At 62.7% G+C, this 22,423-nt stretch carries 20 protein-coding genes and 1 tRNA gene; 14 read left to right on the top strand and 7 right to left on the bottom strand.

Annotated elements, in window-relative coordinates:
* The first annotated feature begins 44 nt into the window (after positions 1-44).
* Genes gcvT through gcvP form a run of 3 tightly spaced genes read left to right on the top strand, consistent with a single transcriptional unit; the run spans position 45 to position 4,412 of the window.
* Positions 45-1,172: a glycine cleavage system aminomethyltransferase GcvT gene (gene gcvT / locus QKW60_RS04195; RefSeq protein ID WP_282366682.1), complete on the top strand. Its 1,128-nt coding sequence runs from the start codon at positions 45-47 to the stop codon at positions 1,170-1,172.
* Positions 1,173-1,191: 19 nt separating this feature from the next.
* Entirely contained in the window at positions 1,192-1,551 is a 360-nt protein-coding gene (gene gcvH / locus QKW60_RS04190; protein WP_282366680.1) for a glycine cleavage system protein GcvH, read from the top strand.
* Between the two features lie 11 nt (positions 1,552-1,562).
* Positions 1,563-4,412: an aminomethyl-transferring glycine dehydrogenase gene (gcvP, locus tag QKW60_RS04185; protein ID WP_282366679.1), complete on the top strand. Its 2,850-nt coding sequence runs from the start codon at positions 1,563-1,565 to the stop codon at positions 4,410-4,412.
* A gap of 45 nt (positions 4,413-4,457) precedes the next feature.
* Here gcvP and QKW60_RS04180 read toward each other — a convergent pair whose 3' ends face one another.
* Entirely contained in the window at positions 4,458-5,471 is a 1,014-nt protein-coding gene (locus QKW60_RS04180) for a LacI family DNA-binding transcriptional regulator (RefSeq protein ID WP_282366677.1), read from the bottom strand.
* Positions 5,472-5,561: 90 nt separating this feature from the next.
* On the opposite strand from QKW60_RS04180, the gene QKW60_RS04175 reads away from it, so the two are divergent.
* The gene (locus QKW60_RS04175) at positions 5,562-6,749 is read left to right on the top strand and encodes a phytanoyl-CoA dioxygenase family protein (RefSeq protein ID WP_282366675.1); all 1,188 of its coding nucleotides are present in this window, start codon (positions 5,562-5,564) and stop codon (positions 6,747-6,749) included.
* Between the two features lie 49 nt (positions 6,750-6,798).
* Here QKW60_RS04175 and QKW60_RS04170 read toward each other — a convergent pair whose 3' ends face one another.
* The gene (locus tag QKW60_RS04170) at positions 6,799-7,911 is read right to left on the bottom strand and encodes a GlxA family transcriptional regulator (RefSeq protein ID WP_282366674.1); all 1,113 of its coding nucleotides are present in this window, start codon (positions 7,909-7,911) and stop codon (positions 6,799-6,801) included.
* 81 nt (positions 7,912-7,992) lie between these two features.
* Between QKW60_RS04170 and QKW60_RS04165 the strand changes: the two genes are divergently transcribed.
* From QKW60_RS04165 to QKW60_RS04135, 7 genes are all read left to right on the top strand, one after another.
* The gene (locus QKW60_RS04165) at positions 7,993-8,883 is read left to right on the top strand and encodes a beta-keto acid cleavage family enzyme (RefSeq protein ID WP_282366672.1); all 891 of its coding nucleotides are present in this window, start codon (positions 7,993-7,995) and stop codon (positions 8,881-8,883) included.
* Positions 8,880-9,884 (top strand): ABC transporter ATP-binding protein, encoded by a 1,005-nt coding sequence (locus QKW60_RS04160; RefSeq protein WP_282366670.1) that lies wholly within the window; start codon positions 8,880-8,882, stop codon positions 9,882-9,884. The genes QKW60_RS04165 and QKW60_RS04160 overlap by 4 nt, the downstream gene beginning before the upstream one ends.
* Before the next feature lie 78 nt (positions 9,885-9,962).
* Entirely contained in the window at positions 9,963-11,072 is a 1,110-nt protein-coding gene (locus QKW60_RS04155) for an extracellular solute-binding protein (RefSeq protein WP_282366668.1), read from the top strand.
* Positions 11,073-11,170: 98 nt separating this feature from the next.
* Positions 11,171-12,022 (top strand): ABC transporter permease, encoded by an 852-nt coding sequence (locus tag QKW60_RS04150; protein WP_282366666.1) that lies wholly within the window; start codon positions 11,171-11,173, stop codon positions 12,020-12,022.
* Positions 12,019-12,816: an ABC transporter permease gene (locus QKW60_RS04145; protein WP_282366665.1), complete on the top strand. Its 798-nt coding sequence runs from the start codon at positions 12,019-12,021 to the stop codon at positions 12,814-12,816. The genes QKW60_RS04150 and QKW60_RS04145 overlap by 4 nt, the downstream gene beginning before the upstream one ends.
* Entirely contained in the window at positions 12,816-13,976 is a 1,161-nt protein-coding gene (locus QKW60_RS04140) for an acyl-CoA dehydrogenase family protein (RefSeq protein WP_282366664.1), read from the top strand. The genes QKW60_RS04145 and QKW60_RS04140 overlap by 1 nt, the downstream gene beginning before the upstream one ends.
* Positions 13,973-16,066, top strand: a complete 2,094-nt coding sequence (locus QKW60_RS04135) for an acetate--CoA ligase family protein (RefSeq protein ID WP_282366663.1) — start codon at positions 13,973-13,975, stop codon at positions 16,064-16,066. The genes QKW60_RS04140 and QKW60_RS04135 overlap by 4 nt, the downstream gene beginning before the upstream one ends.
* A gap of 41 nt (positions 16,067-16,107) precedes the next feature.
* Here the strand turns inward: QKW60_RS04135 and QKW60_RS04130 are convergent, their stop codons facing one another.
* Complete coding sequence (locus tag QKW60_RS04130; RefSeq protein ID WP_282366661.1) at positions 16,108-17,745, bottom strand: hypothetical protein; 1,638 nt, start codon at positions 17,743-17,745, stop codon at positions 16,108-16,110.
* 245 nt (positions 17,746-17,990) lie between these two features.
* The gene (gene rlmN / locus QKW60_RS04125) at positions 17,991-19,187 is read right to left on the bottom strand and encodes a dual-specificity RNA methyltransferase RlmN (protein WP_282366659.1); all 1,197 of its coding nucleotides are present in this window, start codon (positions 19,185-19,187) and stop codon (positions 17,991-17,993) included.
* Between the two features lie 121 nt (positions 19,188-19,308).
* Between rlmN and QKW60_RS04120 the strand changes: the two genes are divergently transcribed.
* Positions 19,309-19,382 (top strand) — tRNA-Cys (locus QKW60_RS04120).
* Between the two features lie 223 nt (positions 19,383-19,605).
* On the opposite strand, the gene QKW60_RS04115 is transcribed toward QKW60_RS04120, so the two are convergent.
* The gene (locus QKW60_RS04115; protein WP_282366657.1) at positions 19,606-20,193 is read right to left on the bottom strand and encodes a GNAT family N-acetyltransferase; all 588 of its coding nucleotides are present in this window, start codon (positions 20,191-20,193) and stop codon (positions 19,606-19,608) included.
* Between the two features lie 165 nt (positions 20,194-20,358).
* Here QKW60_RS04115 and QKW60_RS04110 point away from each other — a divergent pair, with 165 nt between their 5' ends.
* The gene (locus tag QKW60_RS04110) at positions 20,359-20,712 is read left to right on the top strand and encodes a cupin domain-containing protein (RefSeq protein WP_282366656.1); all 354 of its coding nucleotides are present in this window, start codon (positions 20,359-20,361) and stop codon (positions 20,710-20,712) included.
* Between the two features lie 126 nt (positions 20,713-20,838).
* On the opposite strand, the gene QKW60_RS04105 is transcribed toward QKW60_RS04110, so the two are convergent.
* Complete coding sequence (locus tag QKW60_RS04105; protein WP_282366654.1) at positions 20,839-21,009, bottom strand: hypothetical protein; 171 nt, start codon at positions 21,007-21,009, stop codon at positions 20,839-20,841.
* Positions 21,010-21,081: 72 nt separating this feature from the next.
* On the opposite strand from QKW60_RS04105, the gene QKW60_RS04100 reads away from it, so the two are divergent.
* A complete protein-coding gene (locus QKW60_RS04100) occupies positions 21,082-21,672 on the top strand; it encodes a hypothetical protein (RefSeq protein WP_282366653.1) in 591 nt (196 codons plus the stop codon).
* Positions 21,673-21,857: 185 nt separating this feature from the next.
* Here the strand turns inward: QKW60_RS04100 and QKW60_RS04095 are convergent, their stop codons facing one another.
* Positions 21,858-22,418 (bottom strand): DUF3833 domain-containing protein, encoded by a 561-nt coding sequence (locus QKW60_RS04095; RefSeq protein WP_282366652.1) that lies wholly within the window; start codon positions 22,416-22,418, stop codon positions 21,858-21,860.
* Positions 22,419-22,423: the final 5 nt, after the last annotated feature.

Raw genomic sequence — 22,423 nt, 5'->3', positions numbered from 1 at the left:
GCGATGCCGGACACCATAGACCGGCGTGACAGAGGGAGGACGGCATGGCCGATCTGAAGCGTACGGTTCTATACGATCTGCATATCGAGCTTGGCGGCAAGATGGTGCCCTTCGCTGGCTATGAGATGCCGGTGCAATATCCGATGGGCGTGATGAAGGAGCATCTTCACACGCGCTCTGGCGCCGGGCTCTTCGATGTCAGCCATATGGGCCAGATCCTGATGAGCGCGAAGTCGGGCGCGGTCGGGGATGCGGCGCTTGCGCTGGAGCGGCTGGTGCCGGTCGATATCCTCGGCCTCAAGGAGGGCCGCCAGCGCTATGCGCTTTTCACCAATGAGATCGGCGGGATTCTCGATGACCTGATGGTCGCCAATCGGGGCGATCACCTGTTCCTCGTGGTCAATGCCGCGTGCAAGGATCAGGATTTTGCGCATCTGAAGGCGCATCTGGGCGACACCTGCGATCTGGGCATGGTGACCGACCGGGCGCTTCTGGCGCTTCAGGGACCGGCGGCCGAGGCGGCGCTGGCCCGGCTGGTGCCGGATGTGGTCGACCTGAAGTTCATGGACGTTGCGATTCGGCAGTGGGACTCGGCGGAACTTTGGATTTCGCGGTCTGGCTATACCGGCGAGGACGGGTTTGAGATTTCCGTCCCTGAGAAATTCGCGCTCAGCTTTGCCCGCGCGCTTCTGGCGATGGAGGAGGTCGCGCCCATCGGCCTCGGCGCCCGCGATTCCCTCAGGCTTGAGGCGGGCATGTGCCTTTACGGCCATGACATCGACACCACGACGAGCCCGGTCGAGGGCAATGTGACCTGGGCGATCCAGAAGGCGCGGCGCGCCGGTGGCGCCCGCGAGGGTGGCTTCCCGGGTGCGGCGCGCATCCTGAAAGAGCTGGCCGATGGCCCCGCCCGCCGCCGCGTGGGGCTGCGCCCCGAGGGCCGCGCGCCGATGCGCGAGGGGACGGAAGTGTTTGCCGGTCCCGAAGGCGGTGCCGCTATCGGCACCATCACCTCGGGCGGTTTCGGCCCCTCGATCGAAGCGCCGATGGCGATGGCCTATCTGCCCGCCGACCTGAATGAAGGCACCGTGGTTTACGGCGAGGTTCGGGGCAAGCGTCTGCCCGCCGCCATCTCGCCCATGCCGTTCCAACCCAACCAATACAAACGTTAACCAGCAGGGGAAAAGACCCATGAAATATACCGAAGATCATGAATGGCTCCGCGCCGAGGGCGATATCGTCACCGTAGGCATCACAGCGCATGCGTCCGAGCAACTCGGCGATGTTGTTTTCGTCGAACTGCCCGAGGCGGGCACGAGCGTGTCGAAGGATGACGAGATCTGCGTGATCGAAAGCGTCAAGGCCGCATCCGACATCCGCGCGCCTTTGGATGGCGAGATCGTCGAGGTCAATGACGAACTGGCCGACAATCCGGGCATGGTGAACGAGGACCCGACCGGCAAGGCCTGGTTCTTCAAGATGAAGCTTGCCGACAAGTCCGCGCTGGACGGGCTGATGGACGAAGCCGCCTATAATGCGCTGATCGGATAACGGAGCGAGAGATGCCCTTCACCCCCACGGACTACCTGCCCTACGACTTCGCCAACCGCCGCCACATCGGCCCGTCTCCGGCAGAGATGGAGGAGATGTTCAAGGTGCTGGGGGTGAAGGACCTCGACGAACTGATCGACCAGACGATCCCGAAAAGCCTGCGGCAGGAAAAGCCGCTGGATTTCGGCAAGGCCAAGTCGGAACGCGAGCTTTTGTGGTTCATGCGGCAGGTCGCGAAGAAGAACCAGGTTTTCACCTCGATGATCGGGCAGGGGTTCTACGGCACCGTCTGCCCGCCCGCGATCCAGCGCAACATCCTTGAAAACCCCGCCTGGTACACGGCCTATACGCCTTATCAGCCGGAGATTTCGCAAGGCCGGCTTGAGGCGCTTCTGAACTTCCAGACCATGGTTTGCGACATGACGGGGCTGGAGATTGCCAATGCCTCGCTTCTGGATGAGGCGACGGCGGCAGCGGAGGCCATGACCATGGCGCAGCGCACGTCGAAATCGAAGGCCACGGCCTTCTTTATCGACGAGAACTGCCATCCGCAGAATATCGAGGTGATGAAGGTCCGCGCGGCCCCCATCGGCATCGAGATCATTGTCGGCAACCCCGAGGAGATCGACCCGGCCAAGGTCTTTGGCGCGATCTTCCAGTACCCCGGCACCTATGGCCATCTGACCGATTTCACCCCCCATATCGCGAAACTGCATGAGGCGGGCGCGCTGGGCATCGTCATCGCCGATATCATGGCGCTGACGCTCCTGAAGGAGCCGGGCGCGATGGGCGCTGATATCGCCGTCGGCTCCACCCAGCGTTTCGGCGTGCCGATGGGTTTTGGCGGGCCGTCGGCGGCCTACATGGCCTGCAAGGACGCGCACAAGCGCAACATGCCGGGCCGGATCGTTGGTGTGTCCATCGACGCGCAGGGCGGTCAGGCCTATCGTCTGAGCCTTCAGACGCGGGAACAGCATATCCGCCGCGAAAAGGCCACGTCGAATGTCTGTACGGCGCAGGCGCTGCTGGCCAATATGGCGTCGTTCTACGCCGTCTATCACGGGCCCGAAGGGCTGCGCGCCATCGGCCAGCGCATCCACCGCAAGACCGTGCGCGTGGCGCATGGGCTGGAGGCTGCGGGCTACAAGATCGAGCCCAAGCATTACTTCGACACGATCACCGTCGAGGTCGGCGCGATGCAGGGCGCGATCCTGAAGGCCGCGCGGGACGAACGCATCAACCTGCGCAAGATCGGCGCGACCAAGGTCGGCATCTCCATCGACGAGACAACGCGGCGACTGACCATTGAACGCCTATGGCGCGCCTTCGGGATCGACCAGAAGGACGATGACCTGACGCATCACTTCAATATCCCCGACGACCTCGTGCGCACGTCGGACTACCTGACCCATCCGGTCTTCCATATGAACCGGGCGGAGACGGAGATGATGCGCTACATGCGCCGCCTCGCTGACCGCGACCTTGCGCTCGACCGGGCGATGATCCCCCTTGGCTCCTGCACGATGAAGCTGAATGCGGCGGCCGAGATGATGCCGATCACCTGGCCCGAATTCGCGAACATGCACCCGTTCGCGCCGTCCGATCAGACGGAGGGCTACAAGGAGATGTTCGACGACCTGTCGGCCAAGCTCTGCGAGATCACCGGCTATGACGCGATGAGCCTGCAACCGAATTCCGGCGCGCAGGGCGAATATGCGGGCCTGCTGACCATCGAGGCCTATCACCGGGCGAGGGGCGAGGCGCACCGTAATATCTGCCTGATCCCGGTTTCGGCCCATGGCACCAATCCGGCCTCGGCCCAGATGGCGGGGATGAAAGTTGTCGTGGTGAAGTCGGCCGAGAACGGCGATATCGACGTGGAGGATTTCCGCGCCAAGGCCGAGGCGGCGGGCGAGAACCTTTCCGCCTGCATGATCACCTATCCCTCGACCCACGGCGTCTTTGAGGAAACCGTGCGCGAGGTCTGCAAGATCACCCATGACCATGGCGGGCAGGTCTATATCGACGGCGCCAATATGAACGCGATGGTGGGCCTTGTCCGGCCGGGCGATCTGGGCGGCGATGTGAGCCACCTCAACCTCCACAAGACCTTCTGCATCCCGCATGGCGGCGGTGGTCCCGGCATGGGCCCGATCGGAGTCAAGGCGCATCTGGCGCCGCACCTGCCGGGCCATCCGGTGACGGGCGGCGAGGAAGGGCCGGTTTCGGCGGCACCCTGGGGCTCGGCCTCGATCCTGCCAATCTCCTGGGCCTATATCCTGATGATGGGCGGCAAGGGGCTGACGCAGGCGACGAAGGTGGCGATACTCAACGCCAACTACATCGCCAAGCGGCTGGAAGGGGCCTATGACATCCTCTTCAAGGGCGGCAAGGGTCGGGTCGCGCATGAATGCATCCTCGACACCCGTCCCTATGCCGACAGTGCCCATGTCACCGTCGACGACATCGCCAAGCGGCTGATCGACAACGGATTCCACGCGCCGACGATGAGCTGGCCGGTGGCGGGCACGCTGATGGTGGAACCGACGGAATCGGAGACCAAGGCCGAGCTTGACCGGTTCGTCACCGCGATGCTGTCGATCCGGGACGAGATCGCGGCCATTGAAAAGGGCGAGATCGATGCGGAGAACAACCCGCTGAAACACGCGCCCCATACGGTCAATGCGCTGATCGGGGAGTGGGACCGGCCCTATAGCCGCGAACAGGGCTGCTTCCCGCCGGGATCGTTCCGGGTGGACAAGTACTGGCCGCCCGTGGGCCGGGTCGACAACGTCTATGGCGACCGGCATCTCGTCTGCATCTGCCCGCCGGTCGAAAGCTACATGGACGCGGCAGAGTGACCTTCGCGGCCCCGGGAAACCGGGGCCGTTTTTCTTCGCGGGTGTTCAGCCCATCATCGGCGGAAGCGCCAGAAGAAGTGCCGCCCCGTCAGGCGGTGCCGGCATCGCGCCCCGGCTGCGGGCGGAGAGGATCGCCCGGCAGGCATTGCGGATATCCCCGGCAATATCATGGTAGAGGACGATGTCGATCAGCCCTTCGGTGAGGAGGGACCGGTTGTCGGCATCGAGATCATGCGCGATGACATGCGGTCGCGGCCGCCCCGCCGCCTCAATCGCGCGCAGAAGCAGGTGGTTGTTGCCGCCGATGGAATAAAGCGCGTCGATTGGCGCCGAATGCGCGGCCTCGGTAATGCGCCGGGAAAACTCAACCGTATCATGGCCTTCCACGATGCTGTCGAGCCGCGCGCCCGGCATCAGAGCGGCAACCGCTTGGCGAAAGGCTGCCTCGCGTGCCTCCTCTCCGCTGAAACGGTCGTTGCGAACGGTGATCAAGAGGCGCGGCGTTCGGGCAGCGCCCAGCCAGCGGTGAATGAGCCAGGCCGCCGTCCGGCCCGCGAGCGCGTTGTCGAGCCCGACATAGGCGGTGCGCGGCGTGTCGGGCAGGTCGGTCGCGAGTGTTACGACCGACACGCCCCTTGCGATCAGACGTGAGATCGCGCTGCGAACCCGTGCCGTATCGGGGCCCATGAAGATTACCCCGTGGCTGCCCAACCGCGCCGCGCGGTCAAGGGCCCGTTCCAGATCGGGTTCGGGGAAATGGGTGCGGGTATCGGCTCGGACCCGGAAGGCGGCGGGCCGCATCAGCGGCAGTTCGGATTTCAGCGCGCCATCGAGCGCATCGCGGAAACTTTGCGGTGCCTCGACTACGAGGTCGATGATCAGCTTGACGCCGGATGCGGCAAGCTGCCCGGCCTGCGCCTCCAGTTCGCTTATCGCATGGCGGATGCGGTCGGCGGTTTGCTGGCGCACGCCGCCGCGTCCGTTCAGAACCCGGTCCACTGTGGCGGTCCCGAGCCCGGCCTGAATCGCGATGTCCTTCACGAGAAAACGATGGGCCATTTTGATGCGTTTTTGATGGATTCCGATGCGCGGGAAGCATCCTCCAAACTGCTAGGGTGATGCAAGGAAACATGCGAGCGGGAGGAGAGCATGCTGGATCGGAAAGCTGGCAGGGCGGGCGTCTGGCTGGGCACGGGCGATTGCGACATCGTGGATTTCGCGGCCCATGTGGAGCGGGAAACCCCGGCGGCAGATTATCCCAATGCCGCAGAGGTGGTGAAGAACATACCGATCTATGACGGGGCGGCGCTGTTGCGCGGTTTCACGGACGAGGGCAGGGCACGGATGGTGATGGCCGAGTTCAATCACGTGTTCTCATCAGGGCCGGGCATCATCGCGATCCGGGGCGGGTATTCCGATACGGGTCTGCTGGACGAGGTGACGGAGATTCTGAGCGCCATCATCGCCGAGGAAGAGGCGGCCCAGCCCGGCAAGGGCGATCACTTCGCCGCCGCCGGGGCGAACAGCCGCCTTTGGAACGCCCACGAAAAGCTCGGGGTTCGCGATCCCGCACTTTTCGCGCGCTACAACGCGAACGAGACCGTGCGGCGCGTGGCCGAGGCCTGGCTTGGCCCCTGCTACCAGATCACCACGCAAGTCAATGTCGTCCGGCCCGGAGGCAAGGCGCAGACGCCGCACCGCGACTATCACATGGGGTTCCAGACTGAGGAGATCCTGCGCGACTATCCAGCCTCGCAGCATGCGCTGTCGGCGTTGTTGACGCTTCAGGGGGCGGTGGCGCATAGCGACATGCCGCAGGAGAGCGGGCCGACGAAGCTTCTCCCTTATTCACAGAGTTACCTGCCGGGCTATATCGCCATTCATCGCCCGGACTTCCGCGCCTATTTCGAGGCGAACCATGTGCAACTGCCGCTGGAGAAAGGCGATATGGTCTTCTTCAATCCGGCGACTTTCCATGCGGCGGGCGAGAACCGGACGGCGGATGTGCAACGTTTTGCCAATCTCATGCAGATCGGGTCTGCCTATGGCCGCTCGATCGAGATCGTCGACCGCAGCCGCTTGAGCAAAGCGGTCTATCCCCATCTGAAGGCGCTGGCCGAAGGCGGGGCATTGACGGGGCGAGAGGCGGACAATGTCGTGGCCGCGACGGCCGAGGGCTATCCGTTCCCCTCCAATCTCGACCTCGACGCGCCGGTCGGCGGCATGGCGCCGCCAAGCCAGCAGGACGTGATGCGGCGGGCGCTGTCCGAGGGCTGGAGCGAGAACCGGTTAAGCGATGAAATTCGATCCCAAGACCGGAGAAAGCGGTCGCATTGAACCGTCGGTTTCGGTGGCCGTCGTTGAACTGACCCGCGGTCGGACCGGATCAGCCGCCAGTCTTACGCAAAATCTGCATGGGCTTTGCACTGCCGCGGTGCTCCAGCGCCTCGAGAAATTTCGACAAGGTTCCCGGCCAGCTGGGTGTCGCATCCTTTTCGGGCCAGGCCTGGCGGTAGTCCGATGGCCTGCGGCCGAAGCATTTGCCGAAGGAATAGGCAAAATGCGACAGGGTATTGAAGCCAGAAGCCGTCGCGATCTCGCGCACCGAGAGTGCGGTGGAAATCAACAGAACACGCGCGTGCTGCAGCCGGAGCAGCAGACCGAATTGGACGACGGTGCAGCCGATGCTGGACTTGAACTGGCGCTCCAACTGGCGCTGCGACACACCAAGCTCTTCGGCGATCTGCGGCACGGTCAGGGGTTCGCCGATGTTTTTTTCGATCAACGTGATCGCCTCTCGCACCATGGGGGCGAGTGATTCCATCCCTCGCCCCATCGTCCGCCGTTGCGGGGTATTGGCGGGCCGGATCGGGTGATAGAGCATCTGGTCGGCGATCTCTCCGGCCAGCCGTTCGCCATGTTCGTCGCCGACAACCCGCAGCATCAGATCGACGCCTGCAAGCCCCCCGGCACAGGTCATCATCTGACCGTCTATGGTGTAAAGCTGTTCCGCCACAGTCACTTCGTCGAATTGTTCCTCGAATCCCGACATCCATGACCAATGAGTGGTCGCCCGCTTGCCCGACAGAAGGCCCGCACGGGCCAGTAGGTAGCAGCCAAGCTCGACCGAGCACATCCGCACGCCGCCCCGCGCCTGCCTGCGAATCCAGGCCAGTGTATGGCTGTTCTTGTAGTTTTCGGCGTTCCATGAACCGAGGACGAAAAGCGTTTCGCCCCGGCGAATATGGTCGTCGGGCGCGGCCGTGCCCACCGTGAAACCGTTCGAGGCGGTGATCTCTTCTCCGTCGAAGGAAAGCACTTCCCACGAATAGAGCGGCGCAGGCGAGAGGTAATTCGCGATCCGCATCACCTCGATCATGGTCATCATCGTCATCATGTTAAAGCGCGGCACGACGAGGAATGCGACATGCCGTGCGGCTTGTTCCCGGGGAGGGGGCGCCACGGCGGCGGGGTCGGGTGAGGTGCGAATTTTCGACATGGCATATGCATATCAGTCGAATTACTGACAGGAAAAGACCATTCCGGGCCCAAGGATTGAGAAAAGTCTGGGAGGCGCGGAATGAATTTCGAGGTGGTTCTCACCTGTGCGGTGACGGGGGCGGGGGCAACGACCCATATCAGCCCGCATGTTCCGGTGACGCCAGAGGCCATCGCCCGCGAGGCGATCGAGGCCGCGAAAGCCGGGGCGTCCTGTGCCCATATCCATGTCCGCGACCCCGAAACCGGCAAGGGCTCCCGCGATCCGGCGCTGTTCCGCGAGGTCGTGGACCGGGTGCGCGACAGCGGCACCGATGTCGTCATCAACCTGACGGCCGGGATGGGCGGCGACTGGGTGCCATCAAAGGACGACTGGGCGATGCCCGGGCCGGGGACCGACATGATCGGGCCGGATGAGCGGCTGGCCCATGTGAAGGATTGCCTGCCGGAGATCTGCTCGCTCGATTGCGGGACACTGAATTTCGGCAATGACGACACGATCTATATCTCCACCCCGCCGATCCTGCGCCGCATGGCCGCGCTGACGAAGGAATGGGGCGTGAAGCCGGAACTGGAGGTCTTTGACCTCGGCCATATCCGCTTTGCCAAGGCGATGGTGGATGAAGGGCTGATCGACGCCCCGCCGATGTTCCAGCTGTGCCTTGGTATCCCGTGGGGGGCGGATCAGACGGTCGAGACGATGGCGGCGATGAAGGCGCAACTGCCCGCCGGGGCAAGCTGGGCGAGCTTCGGCATCAGCCGGATGCAGATGCCGATGGTCGCGGCCGCTGTCTCGCTGGGCGGCAATGTCAGGGTGGGGCTGGAGGACAATATCTACCTGTCAAAAGGGGTTCTGGCGACCAACGCCCAGTTGGTCGAACGCGCTTGCACGATCATCGAGGCGATGGGCGCCCGCGTGCTGACCCCGCAGGAGGCGCGCAACAAGCTGAAGCTTCGAGGCGCCGACGCATGATCGACGGCGCCGTCTCCGGGGGGCTCAGGCTTAAGGCGCTGACCAAGCGGTTCGGCAGCTTCACCGCCGCTGAGAGCGTCAATCTCGATATCCGTCGGGGAGAGTTCCTGACGCTGCTGGGCCCGTCCGGGTCGGGCAAGACCACGCTTCTGATGATGATCGCAGGCTTTCTGGATATCACCGAGGGCGACATCCTGCTGGACGGTATGAGCATTGCCGGAATGCCCCCCGAAAAGCGCAACTTCGGCATGGTGTTTCAGGGCTACGCCTTGTTCCCGCATATGAGTGTCCGCCAGAACATCGCCTATCCTCTCGACGTGCGGAAACGCCCCAAGGCCGAGATCGAAGCCCGCGTCGATGAGATGCTGGACCTCGTCCAGCTTCAGGACTTCGGCCACCGCCTGCCGGGGCAACTCTCCGGCGGCCAGCAGCAGCGTGTGGCTTTGGCCCGCGCGCTCTGCTTCGCGCCGCCGGTTCTGTTGCTGGACGAACCCCTTGGGGCGCTGGACAAGAAGCTGCGCGTCGAGGTGCAGGACCAGCTCAAGGACATCCACCGCCGCGTCGGCACGACCTTCATCTACGTGACCCACGATCAGGAAGAGGCGCTGTCGATGTCCGATCGCATCGTGATCATGCAAAAGGGCCGCATCGAACAGGTCGGCACGCCGGAGGAACTTTACCAGAAGCCCCGCACCCGTTTCGCGGCCAGCTTCCTTGGCAAGTCTAATTTTCTGACCAAAGACGGCGCGCTCTATGCGCTCCGCCCCGAAAAGATCGACATCGCGCCGAAGGGCGCGGGACAGGGGCCAAATCGGGTGTCGGGCACGGTTCGCGCGATGACCTATTTCGGCTCGGTTCTGAAATACGACGTTACCGTGCCGGGCATGGATGAGATCGAAGTCGATGCCGATGCCTGGCGCGGCGGCGCGCCCCTGGCCGCGGGCGCCGAGGTGGATCTGAGCTGGTCCGACGCGGCGGCGGTCAGGCTGGAAAGAGACTGAAGACCCATAGCGGGGTGGGAGGAACAGACCCCGCAAATAACCGGGCGGCAAGCCCGGCCAACATGGAGGAGACCTGGAATGCACGACAAGCAATTCATGCGCGAGACAGTCGCGGAAGGCGCCAAGGCGTTCAAGGAAGGCCGGATGGACCGGCGCAGCTTCCTTGTCCTGTGCGGCATGGCGGGGATCGCGACCCAATCGGTGATCGCGGGCGATGCCGAGGCGGCGGCGAACGAGATCGTCATGTGGAACTGGGGCGGCCAGTCCGAGGAATGCCATGGCGCGGCCATCGGCGATCCTTTCACCGCCGAAACCGGCATGCCACTGAAATTCGACACGTCCGGCCCCTTGCAGGGCAAGATCAAGGAGATGGTCGACAGCGGCAACGTGACGGCGGACGTCTGTGACGCCGACCTCTTTGACGCCGTGGCGCTCGGGCCGTCGGGTCATCTGGAACCCATCGACTACGACATCGTCTCGAAGGACCGCACCCTGCCGCAATACGCGCTGGAGCACGGCGTTTCGATCATCCTTTACGGTTACGCCTTCGTTTATGACACCGAGGCTTATGGGGATAACCCGCCGAAAAGCTGGGCGGATTTCTTCGACACGGCCAAGTTCCCGGGCAAACGGTCGCTTTACAAATGGGCCAACGGGGCGCTTGAGGGCGCGCTTCTGGCGGATGGCGTATCGAAGGACGCGCTCTATCCGCTCGACATGGACCGGGCGCTGGCCAAGATCAAATCGATCAAGGATGACAGCCTCTATTGGGGTTCGGGCTCCGAGGCGCATTCGATGGTCGTCAATGGCGAGGTCTCGATGGGCATGGTCTGGCAGAACCGGGGCCGTAATATCGAGAACGACACCGATGGCCGCTACAAGCTGGTGATGAACGAGGCCCTTGCCATGCCCGGCGCCTATATCGTGCCGAAGGGCAACCCGGCAGGGCGCGAGGCTGTGATGAAGTTCATCGCGACGGCGCAGGGCGTGCCGTCACAGCTGACGCTGCTCGACTGCCTTGGCATGACACCCTCGAACCCCGAGGCCTTCGCCCAGATCCCCGAGGACCAGCAGCCCTATGCGATCACCTCGGCGATGAACATCGACAACATCGTCTACAACGATCCGACGTGGTGGGGCGAGAACGGCGGCGATGCCGTCAACGCCTTCCTCGACGCGATCTCGTGATCCTCGACCCGGCGGCGCCACTCCCGCGCTGCCGGTCCTGAGACTTGGCACGGGCCTTCGGGCCCGGCCCTTTTCCCTCTCCTGACGAAGGTTCACGGATGAACGGCTCCCCCCTCAGACGCATCGGCACCGGCTGGCTTCTTGTCCTGCCGTTCCTTGCGCTCGTGGTGGCGCTGTTCCTTGGTCCCATCGTCAATATCCTGTGGCTGAGCGTGACCGACCCAGAACCGGGTCTTGGCAACTATGCCGCACTTGTCACGTCGGACAACCTTGTCGGCATCCTGTGGACAACGATCCGCATCTGCGTGATCACCACCGCCTTTTCAGTCATCTTCGGCTATTCCATCGCCTATGCCATGGTCCATGTCGCCCAAGGCAGCCGCAACCAGATGCTGAGCCTTCTGCTCGTTTCCTTCTGGATTTCCGTCCTTGTCCGCACCTTTTCCTGGCTCATGCTTCTCGGCCGCAAGGGGCTGGTGAACGAAACGCTGGTGAATATCGGCATCATCGCAGAGCCCATCGAATTCATGCGCAATGAGCTTGGCGTGCTGATCGGCATGGTGCATTACATGATCCCCTATGCCGTCCTGCCGCTTCTGGCCGTGATGCAGAATATCGACGGCCGGGTGCTGTCGGCCTCGCGCAGCCTCGGCGCCACCGGGCAACAGACGTTCTGGCGGGTCTACCTGCCCTTGACCAGGCCCGGCCTCGTCGCCGCCTCGCTTCTGGTCTTCATTCTTTCACTCGGCTTCTACGTCACGCCCGCGATCCTAGGTGGCGGCAAGGTGCTGATGGTGGCCGAATACATCTCGGTCCAGATCCTCGTCACGCTCCGCTGGGGTACGGCGGCGATGCTGGCGGCGCTGATGCTCTTCGGTGTGCTGGCGCTTCTCTTCCTCATGTCGCGCTTCATGAAGCTTTCGACCATCTTCGGGGGGGCCAAGGCATGAGGCGCAGTTTTTCCGAAACGCTGAACCGCTACTGGGCGTGGCTTCTCTTACTGTTTCTCGTGGCCCCCGCCCTGATCGCCATCCCCGTCTCGCTGACGCCGAAACGGTTCCTGTCGATGCCAAAGGGCGAGTTGTCGCTGCGCCATTTCGAAAAGCTTTTCGGCAGCGAAGAATGGATGTCGAGCTTCTGGCAGAGCGCTGTCATCGGCCTGACCTCGGCGGCGCTTGCGACCGCGCTCGGCACACTCTGCGCCATCGGTCTATGGCGTGTCTCGTCGAAATGGGGCGAGGCGGTGCGGGCCTTTCTGTTGCTGCCGCTGGTGGTCCCGCCGATCATCTCGGCCATGGCCTTCTATCGCTTCATGGTGCCACTGGGCCTGATCGACACCTATGCCGGGCTGATCCTGGCCCATACGGTGCTTGCGGCCCCTCTTGTCCTGATCACCGTCTCCGCCTCGCTCGCCGGTTTCGATCCGCGCCTTGAACAGGCCTCGCGCAACCTCGGCGCGTCGAACTGGACGACGATGCGGCGGGTGATCCTGCCATCCATCCGTCCCGGCGTGCTGGCCGGCGCGATCTTTGCCTTCATCGCGTCATGGGATGAGATTGTCGTGACGTTGTTCCTGTCGAAATTCAACGTCTACACCCTGCCGCGCCGCATGTGGAACGGCATCCGCGAAAACACCGATCCGACGGTTGCCGCTGCCGCCGTCGTGCTGATCGCCATCACCATCATCTTCTTCATCATTCAGGCGCTGAACGCGCGCCGCAGCCGAAACTCAGGAGAGACCTGATGAACGTCGCCCTGTCGCATGAGGACGAACTCCTGCGCGCCTCGGTCCGCGCCTTTCTCGACAAGGAAGTGATCCTGCATGAGGAGCTTGTCGATCAGACCGGAGAGGTGCCGGAAGAGATCGGCCGCGAGATTGAGCGGAAGTCGAAGGAACTGGGCCTTTTTGCCGCGAACCTGCCCGAGCGTGTTGGCGGGGGTGGGCTGAACTACACCCAGATGTCGATCATCGAGCGCGAATTCGGGCGCACGAGCCACGCGCTTCATTCCTGGATCGCGCGGCCGACGGAGCTTTTGCTGGCCTGCGAAGGGGAGCAGATCGACAAATACCTCATGCCCTGCGTGACGGGCGAAAAGCGCGAGCTGTTCGGGCTGACCGAACCCGGTGCGGGATCGGACGCGATGGGTATGCAAAGCCGCGCACGCAAGGATGGGGACGACTGGATTCTCGACGGGATGAAGCATTTCATCTCGGCCCCGACCATGGCCGACTTCGCCATCGTCTTCGCCGCGACCGGGGTGGATGAGACCAAACGCGGGCCGCGCAAACGTGTGACCGCCTTTCTTGTCGACCGCGACATGCCCGGTGTTACCTTCCGGGAGGGCAGCAGATGCGTCTCCAATCGCGGCTACAAGACCTATGAGCTGATCTTCGACAATGTCCGCCTCGGCCCTGGTCAGGTGCTGGGCGAAGAGGGGCGCGGCTTTGAACTGGCGGGCAAATGGCTCGGCATGGGCCGGGTCTGGATCGGGGCGTCGTGCTGCGGCAAGGCGGAACGGCTGATCGCGCTTGCCACCGACTGGTGCGCCACCCGCAAGCAGTTCGGCCAGCCAATCGGCCAGTTTCAGGCCACGGGCTTTCGCCTCGCCGATATGACAATCGGGCTGCGCACCGCCGAACTTCTGGTCGCCGACACCGTGCGCCGCGCCGATCAGGGCATCATGCGCGATGAGGATGCGGCGATGGTCAAGGTCTATTGCTCGGAAATGCTGAACCGGGTCGCCGACGACACCGTGCAGATCTATGGCGGCATGGGTCTTGTGGAGGAGATGCCGGTGCAACGGCTCTGGCGCGATGCACGGATCGAGCGCATCTGGGACGGCACGTCCGAGATTCAGCGCCATATCATCACCCGCTCCATCCTGAGGCCGCTTGGGGCATGACGCCGGACCGCCGCGCCAATCTGAACCGCCTTCTGAACCCGCGCCACATCGCCTTTGTCGGCGGGCGCGACGCCGAGGTCGCGATCAAGGAAGCCGAGCGGCGCGGCTATCAGGGCGATATCTGGGCGGTGAACCCGAAACGCGACGCGCTGGGCGGTTATCCCTGCCGCCGCCGCCTTGTCGACCTGCCTGAAGCACCCGACGCCGTCTTCCTCGCCGTGCCCGCGACCGCCGCTGTGGAGACGGTGCGGGAGCTTGCGACGATGGGTGCGGGAGGCGTCGTCTGCTACACCGCCGGGTTCCGCGAGGCTGGCGCCGGAGGGGCAGAGCTTGAGCGGCAGTTGATCGAGGCCACGGGGCAGATGGCGCTGATCGGGCCCAATTGCTACGGCATGATCAACTATCTCGACCGCGCGGCACTCTGGCCCTTTGCCCATGGCGGCAGTTGCCCCGGCTGGGGTGCGGCGATCATCACCCAGTCAGGGATGCTATCGTCGGACATCACGATGGCCCAACGCTCGCTGCCGTTCACGCATATGATTTCGGGCGGCAACCAGTCGGTTCTGACCATCGAGGATTTCGTCGATCACCTCGCCGACCACCCCGCCGTCCGTGCCATCGGCATCCATATCGAGGGGCTGCGCGATGTCCGCGCCTTCGAGACCGCCTGTCTCAAGGCGCTGGACCGGGGCGTGCCGGTCGTGGCGCTTAAAACCGGATCGTCGAAGATCGGGGCGAGCCTGACCGTCAGCCATACCGGTTCGCTTTCAGGTGCGGATGACCTGCACAATGCGCTTTTTGACCGGTGCGGCGTGATCCGGGTCAAGAACCCCTCGGAGCTCCTCGAAACCTTGAAATTCCTTTGCGTCGCAGGCGCTCCCAAGGGTAACCGGGTGGCAGGATTCACCTGTTCGGGCGGCGGGGCGACGATGCTTGCCGACCATGCCGAGACGATCGGTCTGAACTTTCCCGCCTTCGATCAGGCGGCCCGCGCCGAACTGGCGGCTCTATTGCCGCCCATCGCCACGGTTTCGAACCCCTTGGACTACACGACCCCGATCTGGGGCCAGCCTGCCACCACCGGCCCCGTTTTTGACCGAGCCATGGGTCTTGCCGAGGCCGACGCAACCCTGCTGGTACAGGACTACCCGGCTGAGGGGCTGGACGAATCCAAGGTCTACTATCTCAATGACGCAAAGGCGTTCACCGAGGCCGCCCGAGGTCACGGAATCCCTGCCGCGATCTGCGCCACGCTACCGGAAAACATTGACGCCGAGACCCGCGAGATGCTGATCGCGGCGGGTGTCGCCCCGATGCAGGGGATCGACGAGACGCTAAACGCGATCCGCGCCGCCACACGCTGGAGCGCGATGCGCAGACGGATTGCCGAGGCGAAACCTGCACCGCTGTTACCCGCACGACCCTCCAGCGCCCTGCGCATGATTGATGAAGCCGCAGGTAAGGCACATCTTCGCGAAATGGGACTGCCGGTACCAGAGGGGCATCTGGTCAGCGGCAATGAGGTGGTGGCAGCGGCAGAAAAACTCGGCTTTCCGGTGGTGCTGAAGATGATCGGGCCGCGCCTTGCCCACAAGACCGAGGCAGGCGCGGTCGCCGTGGGCCTGACGGATGCGGTCGCCGTGCAGGCGGCGCTTGATGCGATGCGGCAAGCGGTCAAAGCATATGACCCGGAGGCTGTGACAGACTGGTTCCTAGTTGAGGCCATGGTGCAAAAGCCCGTTGCTGAACTGATCCTCTCGATCCGTTCGGATCCGCAATTCGGCATGGCCCTGACGCTCGGCTCCGGCGGCATCCTGACTGAACTCGTCGGCGACAGCACGACGCTGCTTCTGCCCGCAGGTGCCGGTGAGATTGAGGTAGCACTTCGCCGATTGCGGGCCGCCCGCCTGCTTGGCGGTTATCGTGGATCAAGGCCGGTGGACATCCCCCGTCTTGCACAAGTGATCGCCGATTTTTCTGCCTCCGTTGAGGCCGGTTCGGACAAGATTGCAGAGGTTGAGATCAACCCGCTTTTCGTAACCGGGGACGGGTGCATGGCGGTCGATGTTCTACTGCATCAATGGCAATAGCGACCGGCTGCAACTTCGCGGGGACTGCGGGGCGTTCGGTATCACCCGGCGGGTTTGTGGCGCAGAAGGACCCATGAGGCCGAGTGGTCGACCACTTCGGCATGCGCCTTCAGGTAATCCCCGTAAATCTCAAGCAGTTTGATGACGCTCGGATGTTCCGGCGACCTCAGCGGGACCATGATGTAGGCGATACCCTTGAACATCGTGGCACCGTCGGGAAGCGTGTCTTCGCCGACATTGCGCCCGAGATGCAGCCAGGAATAACCCTTGGCGGTACGCGGCGCGTCCACCATCAGTGGCATGGTGTTCAGAAAATCGAGTGTCGTGATTTCGGACCGATCCGCCCCGGCCGATTTCAGAAGTCGCACCCCGTCTTCGAGTACTGACGGGAAATCCGTTTTCCGAACATGTGTAATCGGCACTTTTCCGTCCACCAGCGCGCCGACATCCACAGGTTCAGTGATTGGCGGAACGGTAGGCGTCGGCGGTTTGTTCTCATAGATATAGAATTCTGCAAATTTCGGATCTGTCAGCCCGGGGACGTTCCCTTGCGGCGCGCGGATGTGCAAGAGCGTCACACGGCTCCAATCCAGCGCAAAGGGAATAAGAGCTATCGCGGCGCAGGCGATGATGACCGAGGCGCTCCTGGCTGGCGCATCGCTTCCGGTCCGGGCATTGGCAACCAGAAGCGCGAATGCGGCGGGAAATGTAACGATAAACTTGAACTGATAGTTCTGGTCGATGATGGCGATGCCGGTGACGACGATAAAGAAAACAAGCACCAGATCGCGCCAATCGATTTCGGGGCGAAGGAGAACCGTATAGGTCGCGAGGGCCAACAGCAAAAGCGTGTCCCGCACGTTGAACGCGATGCTCAGATACGGGCCGCGGACGGCTTTGCCTGCGTGGAGGGCTTCCTGAATCGAGGCAATGTAGCCGAAGACCATCTCGGGATAGATAACCGTGGCCAGTGCGAGCATTCCCGCAGCCGTGATCAGGGAGCCCAGGGCAAGCCACCGCCGCTGGTCAGGATAAAACAGCAAGAGAAGAAGATAGGCCGAACCCACGAGGAAGTAAGTGATCTTTATCAGGAACAACGCGGCCAAGAGACCGCCCGCAAGAACTACGACGACGCATCCCCACACCGCACCGTTCCGCGCGGGCAAGCCGATTGTGAGCAAAGACAGAAGTATCCCCCAGCCCCAGCGATTGTAATGCATCGCGTGCGACACCTGGTCGGCATCCATGCCGGGCACCAGGGGCACAACCATCACTGCGGCAATCGTGCCAAGTACAAGAAGCGCCATCATGGGGGGCGTTCGCTTCCACAGGAGCACGGAGGCAGCGGCCATTGTGGGCGTCACAATCAGCAGCGATCCCATCTCGACGGCACCGGCATAGGTGCCCGTGATGAGATAGCCGAAATAAGGAAAGAGGTATGGCAGCGGACCGACCGGAGACCAGAAATCGGCATTCGGCGTCTGACCATTGGCGATCCGGTGAATTCCGTCGAAAAATACAAAGGAGTCAGTGACGAAAACAGCCGAATGACTGATGCCGCGTCCGTAGACGGCGGCGAGTGCCCCGATTATCAGCATGCAGGCCAGGAGAAGAAAGGCCGCTGACGCCGTGCCTCCGGCAAGCACAGGAACTCGTAGAGCGCGCGGGAATCTGTTCATTCTCTGTCCCGATCAGGGGCGGACGACCCGATGACAATCACTTTTGCGTCTTCACGTACAGACGGTAAGTCGGCACCGTCCCCAAGGTCCGCAGCGTAGACCGGTGTGCTTCTGCTAGGCAAGGTGCGCTCGGATGCGCGCGGCATCGCTCCGACAAATTGGCTCCGCGGCGTTGACTGTGTCGATTTTTGATACCAGCGACGGAATGGCGCTGGCCGCCGTACATGCCGAAAGCAGTCGCCGGCTCAGGCGCCCCGCAGGCCTGCCTCTGCGGCGATCTCGGCCCGGCTTTTGCGGGCGCGTTCGGTGGCGGATTTAAGCTGACCGCAGGCCGCCATGATATCCTCGCCCCGCGGGGTGCGGATGGGCGAGGCGTAGCCGGCCTTGTAGATGATGTCGGCGAAGGCCTCGATCCGCTCCCAGTCCGAGCGCTGATAGGGGCTGCCAGGCCATTCGTTGAAGGGGATGAGGTTGATCTTGGCAGGGATACCACGGATCAGCTTCACCAGCCGTTTCGCATCCTCGTCGCTGTCGTTGACGCCTTTCAGCATCACATATTCGAAGGTGATGCGTTCGGAATTGGACAGGCGCGGATAGTCGCGCAAGGCAGCCAGAAGCGCCTCGATGTTCCAGCGCTTGTTGATCGGCACCAGCCGGTCGCGGATCTCGTCCGTCGTGGCATGGAAGCTGACCGCTAGAAGGCAGCCGATTTCCTCGGCGGTTTTGGCGATCTCGGGCACGACGCCGGAGGTCGACAGCGTGATGCGGCGGCGCGAAAGGGTCAGCCCCTCGCCATCCATCACCACCTTCATTGCGTCGCGGACATTGTCGAAATTATAAAGGGGCTCGCCCATGCCCATCAGGACGACATTCGACACCAGCCGCGTCTCGTTCTTAGGCGCGCCTTGTTCGGGCCATTCGCCCAGATCATCGCGGGCGAGCATGACCTGCCCGACAATCTCCGCCGCCGTCAGGTTGCGGACCAGTTTCTGGGTGCCCGTATGACAGAATGAGCAGGTCAGCGTGCAACCGACCTGAGAGGAAATACAAAGGGTTCCCCGGTTCTCCTCCGGGATATAGACGGTTTCCACCTCATGCCCGCCGGCGATGCGCAGAAGGTATTTGCGGGTGCCGTCAGCCGAGACCTGACGAGTGACGATTTCTGGCAACGCGATCTCGAACCTTTCGGCCAGCATCGACCGGTAATCCTTGGCGAGATTGGTCATGGCGGCAAAGTCGCGCACACCCCAGTGATAGATCCACTGCCAGACTTGCCCGACCCGCATCTTGGCCTGCTTTTCCGGCGTCCCCGCCGCGATCAGCGCATCGCGCAACTGGTCGCGCGTCAGCCCGACAAGGTTCACCCGCCCGCTTTCAGGCAACTTGCGGGGAATGGTCACGACATCCTGCGTGACGGGGGCGGTCGGTTGGGCGTCAGACATCGGCGGGGTCCTGCGGATCAAGATCGCCTCATATAGGCGATCCGGGAAAGAAACGGAACACCCCCTTCGCAGCCCGTTGACGCTGCCTGCTACCCACGCTAGACAACGCAGGCCTCGGACCGGCGGGTTGGCGGAGAGGTTACGCAGCGGATTGCAAATCCGTGAAGACCGGTTCGATTCCGGTACCCGCCTCCAAGGTTTTTCAATAAATTCGTGACTACCGACGTTCGCCAGATCGCGCATCCATACATTCTGCATTATTCTCATCGCCTTTCGGCCCCGGATGCCCGGTTTTTTTGCCCTTGTCCTTCAACACCTCCGGAAACCGGTCGGCATCACAGCATCGGTCGGTGATGATATTCGACAGAACACTCTTTGACGCGTCGGGCAGATGCAGCATTGACCATTGGTGCGGGGATCAGGTGGTCCGGACGGTCTTCGTTAACAAGATCCAATCGGTTGCATCGACATTCCAATCACCTTTGATGACCGGACGACGGGCGACCTGCCGGTAGCCCTTGGACGCGTAGAGGCGGAGCGCGTCAAGATGCGTGTCCTCGGCGATTAAACTGATGGTATCGTGACCGGCGGCGACCGCGATTGATTCAGCATGCCCCAGCAACGCGCTGCCCAAACCCTTGCCGCGATAGTCTTCGTAGGTGGCCAGAACGTTCAGATACCACGATCCTGGCGCCAGCGCTTCAAGCTCCAGAAGCGGTACGAAGATCGGCGGTGTGTCCGGGTCGATCGTGCCGGGTTCGTCTTCGGCGGCATAGCCAAGCAGGCAGGCGGCGACTTCACCGTCGAGGTCGGCCAACCACGCGTTGGTGTAGGAAAAGTTCCCCGTCACGCGGGCGGCACGTTCCTGACCGTGCGCCCAGGGGTCACCCTCCGGGCCGACCGTCTTTTGCCAGAAATACAGCGGCAGGTCGTCGGCCGCCACGTTGATGAAGCGTACCAGATGCGGGGCATCCGATGCTCTGGCCTTCCGGATCTCCATACTCATTCTCGTCCCTGACTTTGCATTCTGCGCGCTTCGGTCTTTGACTGATTTCGCGACTGCTCGCCAGTCCCCTTGGTGATCGCGCGCGTTCAGATCATCTTGCTTGCGCTGCGCGCGGGTGCCGCCTACCAAGTGCTATGATCAACGATACGCCGCATGAGGATTGATATGAGCGATACGGTTTTCCGCTTCCCTGCGCCGGGCCCGGAGCCCATCACCACCGATCTGGAGGGTTGGATCAAGACCGAGGGCAATCCGACAATGCGCTACTGGGTGCAGCACACTTCGCTCGATGGCAGCATGATCTCCGGCACATGGGAAGCCACCACCGGGACTTGGCACGCGAGCTATCAATTCTACGAGTTCGTTCACCTGATCGAGGGCCGCATCACCATCACACCCGATTGCGGTACCCCGGTCACGCTGACACCAGGCGACGCTTTCGTGGTCGAGCCGACCTTCATGGGCACCTGGACCATCGAGGAACCGGTGCGCAAGCACTTTGCGATCAAGCTGAAATAGGCCACGCCGCGTTTCAGATGATCCCCCCGCATCTCCGGTGCGGGGCGCCGCACCGCTATGCGGGCGGCCGAGTGGTCACTTTGCGCGCGTCATTGTCACATCTCGGACCAATGCCCCGCGGCTCTTTCAGATCCGGCTGGACATCCCGATCATCCCGGAGCTGCGACGCACCATCGACGCCGACAGCATGGGCGACCTCACGTTCTTGGTGAACGGCAACAGACGGGCATTCACGAATGCAGGTTTCAGCCAGATGGCGGAGGTCTCGGTCGACGGTTCGATCCACTCGCTCTGCATCGAGCATCTCGCGCCACCTGCGCGAGATGCTCGATGCGGGTGAGCGGGTCTATAACCAGTTGAAGAACCTCATTGTCCGGGCGAAGCATGCCGGCGGCATGGCATCTCGTCCCCGAGCAGGCCCAGGCACGGCGGACGATCTGGAACGGCGTCGACCACAAGGGGCGTCGGATCATCGACCAGGTGCTGCCGTCGGCCGTTCAACGGCGCACGAGCGCGCAGGAGATGCTGATCGAGACTGTCAACGGGTCGATCTGGCAGATGGCCGGATCGCACAATTACAACAGCGGGGTTGGCTCAAACCCCGTGGGCGTCGTCTTCTCCGAATGGTCTCTCGCCCATCCGGACTCCCGGGATTACATCCGACCGATCCTCGTCGAGAATGACGGCTGGGCACTCCTTGCCTTCACACCACGCGGCCGCAATCATGCCTGCGGGACCTACATCAACGCGCTTGGGGATGAGGGTTGGCATTGCAGCCGGTTGACGATCGACGACACGGGTCCCATCACGCCGGAGCGGATCGAGGCCGAGCGCCGGGCAGGGATGTCGGAGGGCAAGATCCGTCAGGAGTTCCATTGCAGCTTCGAGGCCGAGAACGACGACCAGCTGATCTCCTGGCGGACGTTCAGCTATCGGCCGAGTGTAGCTTGCCCAACCTAACCCGCGTCTCAGGAGAGATATAGCTGAATGCAACGACGTTTCGTTCTTCCAGTTCACCAAATCGGACTTCAATTGGATTGGAGATTGGGAAGCGGCTTGGCCATAAGAATTACACATGATGGTTGGAAGTTGGCGGAGAACGAAGCGGGCGACATGTCGGGCGCGTTCACATCAAACTCTTTAGCCTAGTTAGGCTTGCCGGTGCTTGGACGCATAGTGGCTACAAGTTCGGCGACCTTGATGCCGAACTTTCGCATTTCGGACTTGTTCATTATGGAGCCATCACGTGTCAGGTACATCCAGTCGGTTGCCGACAGCGTGTGGCCCCCCGAGTCTGGTGGCAGCACAATCTTGTAGCGCAGCATCACGGTCGCCCCCGACACGATGCCCTGCGCCTCGCCCACGATATCATCCGCCGTTGCCGTGAACGTGTTGTCGGGGCCGAGTTTCAGATACCATTTGCGGTGCTGCTCGACGCCATTGGAATAGACGAAATGCTCACTCAGCGTGCCGGTATCGCCGTCCCATTCGCCGACCATCTCGGCGACGAAGGTATTGGTCATCTTGCCTGTTGGCCCATAGATCACCCCCTCTGACAGGATAGGACCCGACAGATGCTCCTTAAGGGAAAACGCAGGTCCCGTATCGGTATAGTCGTCTGGGGACTGGGCGCGGAAACTCAGAAAAAGGGATCTGGCGGCAATCCCCACGACGAACAGAAACAGGATGACGACGGCGATTCTCATAAGCT

The organism is Albidovulum aestuarii, from assembly GCF_029961185.1.
In the GTDB taxonomy this organism is placed as follows: domain Bacteria; phylum Pseudomonadota; class Alphaproteobacteria; order Rhodobacterales; family Rhodobacteraceae; genus Albidovulum; species Albidovulum aestuarii.
This window is presented reverse-complemented; position numbering and strand designations above follow the sequence as displayed.

What these genes read in the sequence shown, in the direction of transcription:
- gcvT (WP_282366682.1), top strand. Translation starts at nt 45, where the DNA reads ATGGCCGATCTGAAGCGTACGGTTCTATACGATCTGCATATCGAGCTT.
- gcvH (WP_282366680.1), top strand. Translation starts at nt 1,192, where the DNA reads ATGAAATATACCGAAGATCATGAATGGCTCCGCGCCGAGGGCGATATC.
- gcvP (WP_282366679.1), top strand. Translation starts at nt 1,563, where the DNA reads ATGCCCTTCACCCCCACGGACTACCTGCCCTACGACTTCGCCAACCGC.
- QKW60_RS04180 (WP_282366677.1), bottom strand. Translation starts at nt 5,471, where the DNA reads ATGGCCCATCGTTTTCTCGTGAAGGACATCGCGATTCAGGCCGGGCTC.
- QKW60_RS04175 (WP_282366675.1), top strand. Translation starts at nt 5,562, where the DNA reads ATGCTGGATCGGAAAGCTGGCAGGGCGGGCGTCTGGCTGGGCACGGGC.
- QKW60_RS04170 (WP_282366674.1), bottom strand. Translation starts at nt 7,911, where the DNA reads ATGTCGAAAATTCGCACCTCACCCGACCCCGCCGCCGTGGCGCCCCCT.
- QKW60_RS04165 (WP_282366672.1), top strand. Translation starts at nt 7,993, where the DNA reads ATGAATTTCGAGGTGGTTCTCACCTGTGCGGTGACGGGGGCGGGGGCA.
- QKW60_RS04160 (WP_282366670.1), top strand. Translation starts at nt 8,880, where the DNA reads ATGATCGACGGCGCCGTCTCCGGGGGGCTCAGGCTTAAGGCGCTGACC.
- QKW60_RS04155 (WP_282366668.1), top strand. Translation starts at nt 9,963, where the DNA reads ATGCACGACAAGCAATTCATGCGCGAGACAGTCGCGGAAGGCGCCAAG.
- QKW60_RS04150 (WP_282366666.1), top strand. Translation starts at nt 11,171, where the DNA reads ATGAACGGCTCCCCCCTCAGACGCATCGGCACCGGCTGGCTTCTTGTC.
- QKW60_RS04145 (WP_282366665.1), top strand. Translation starts at nt 12,019, where the DNA reads ATGAGGCGCAGTTTTTCCGAAACGCTGAACCGCTACTGGGCGTGGCTT.
- QKW60_RS04140 (WP_282366664.1), top strand. Translation starts at nt 12,816, where the DNA reads ATGAACGTCGCCCTGTCGCATGAGGACGAACTCCTGCGCGCCTCGGTC.
- QKW60_RS04135 (WP_282366663.1), top strand. Translation starts at nt 13,973, where the DNA reads ATGACGCCGGACCGCCGCGCCAATCTGAACCGCCTTCTGAACCCGCGC.
- QKW60_RS04130 (WP_282366661.1), bottom strand. Translation starts at nt 17,745, where the DNA reads ATGAACAGATTCCCGCGCGCTCTACGAGTTCCTGTGCTTGCCGGAGGC.
- rlmN (WP_282366659.1), bottom strand. Translation starts at nt 19,187, where the DNA reads ATGTCTGACGCCCAACCGACCGCCCCCGTCACGCAGGATGTCGTGACC.
- QKW60_RS04115 (WP_282366657.1), bottom strand. Translation starts at nt 20,193, where the DNA reads ATGAGTATGGAGATCCGGAAGGCCAGAGCATCGGATGCCCCGCATCTG.
- QKW60_RS04110 (WP_282366656.1), top strand. Translation starts at nt 20,359, where the DNA reads ATGAGCGATACGGTTTTCCGCTTCCCTGCGCCGGGCCCGGAGCCCATC.
- QKW60_RS04105 (WP_282366654.1), bottom strand. Translation starts at nt 21,009, where the DNA reads ATGCAGAGCGAGTGGATCGAACCGTCGACCGAGACCTCCGCCATCTGG.
- QKW60_RS04095 (WP_282366652.1), bottom strand. Translation starts at nt 22,418, where the DNA reads ATGAGAATCGCCGTCGTCATCCTGTTTCTGTTCGTCGTGGGGATTGCC.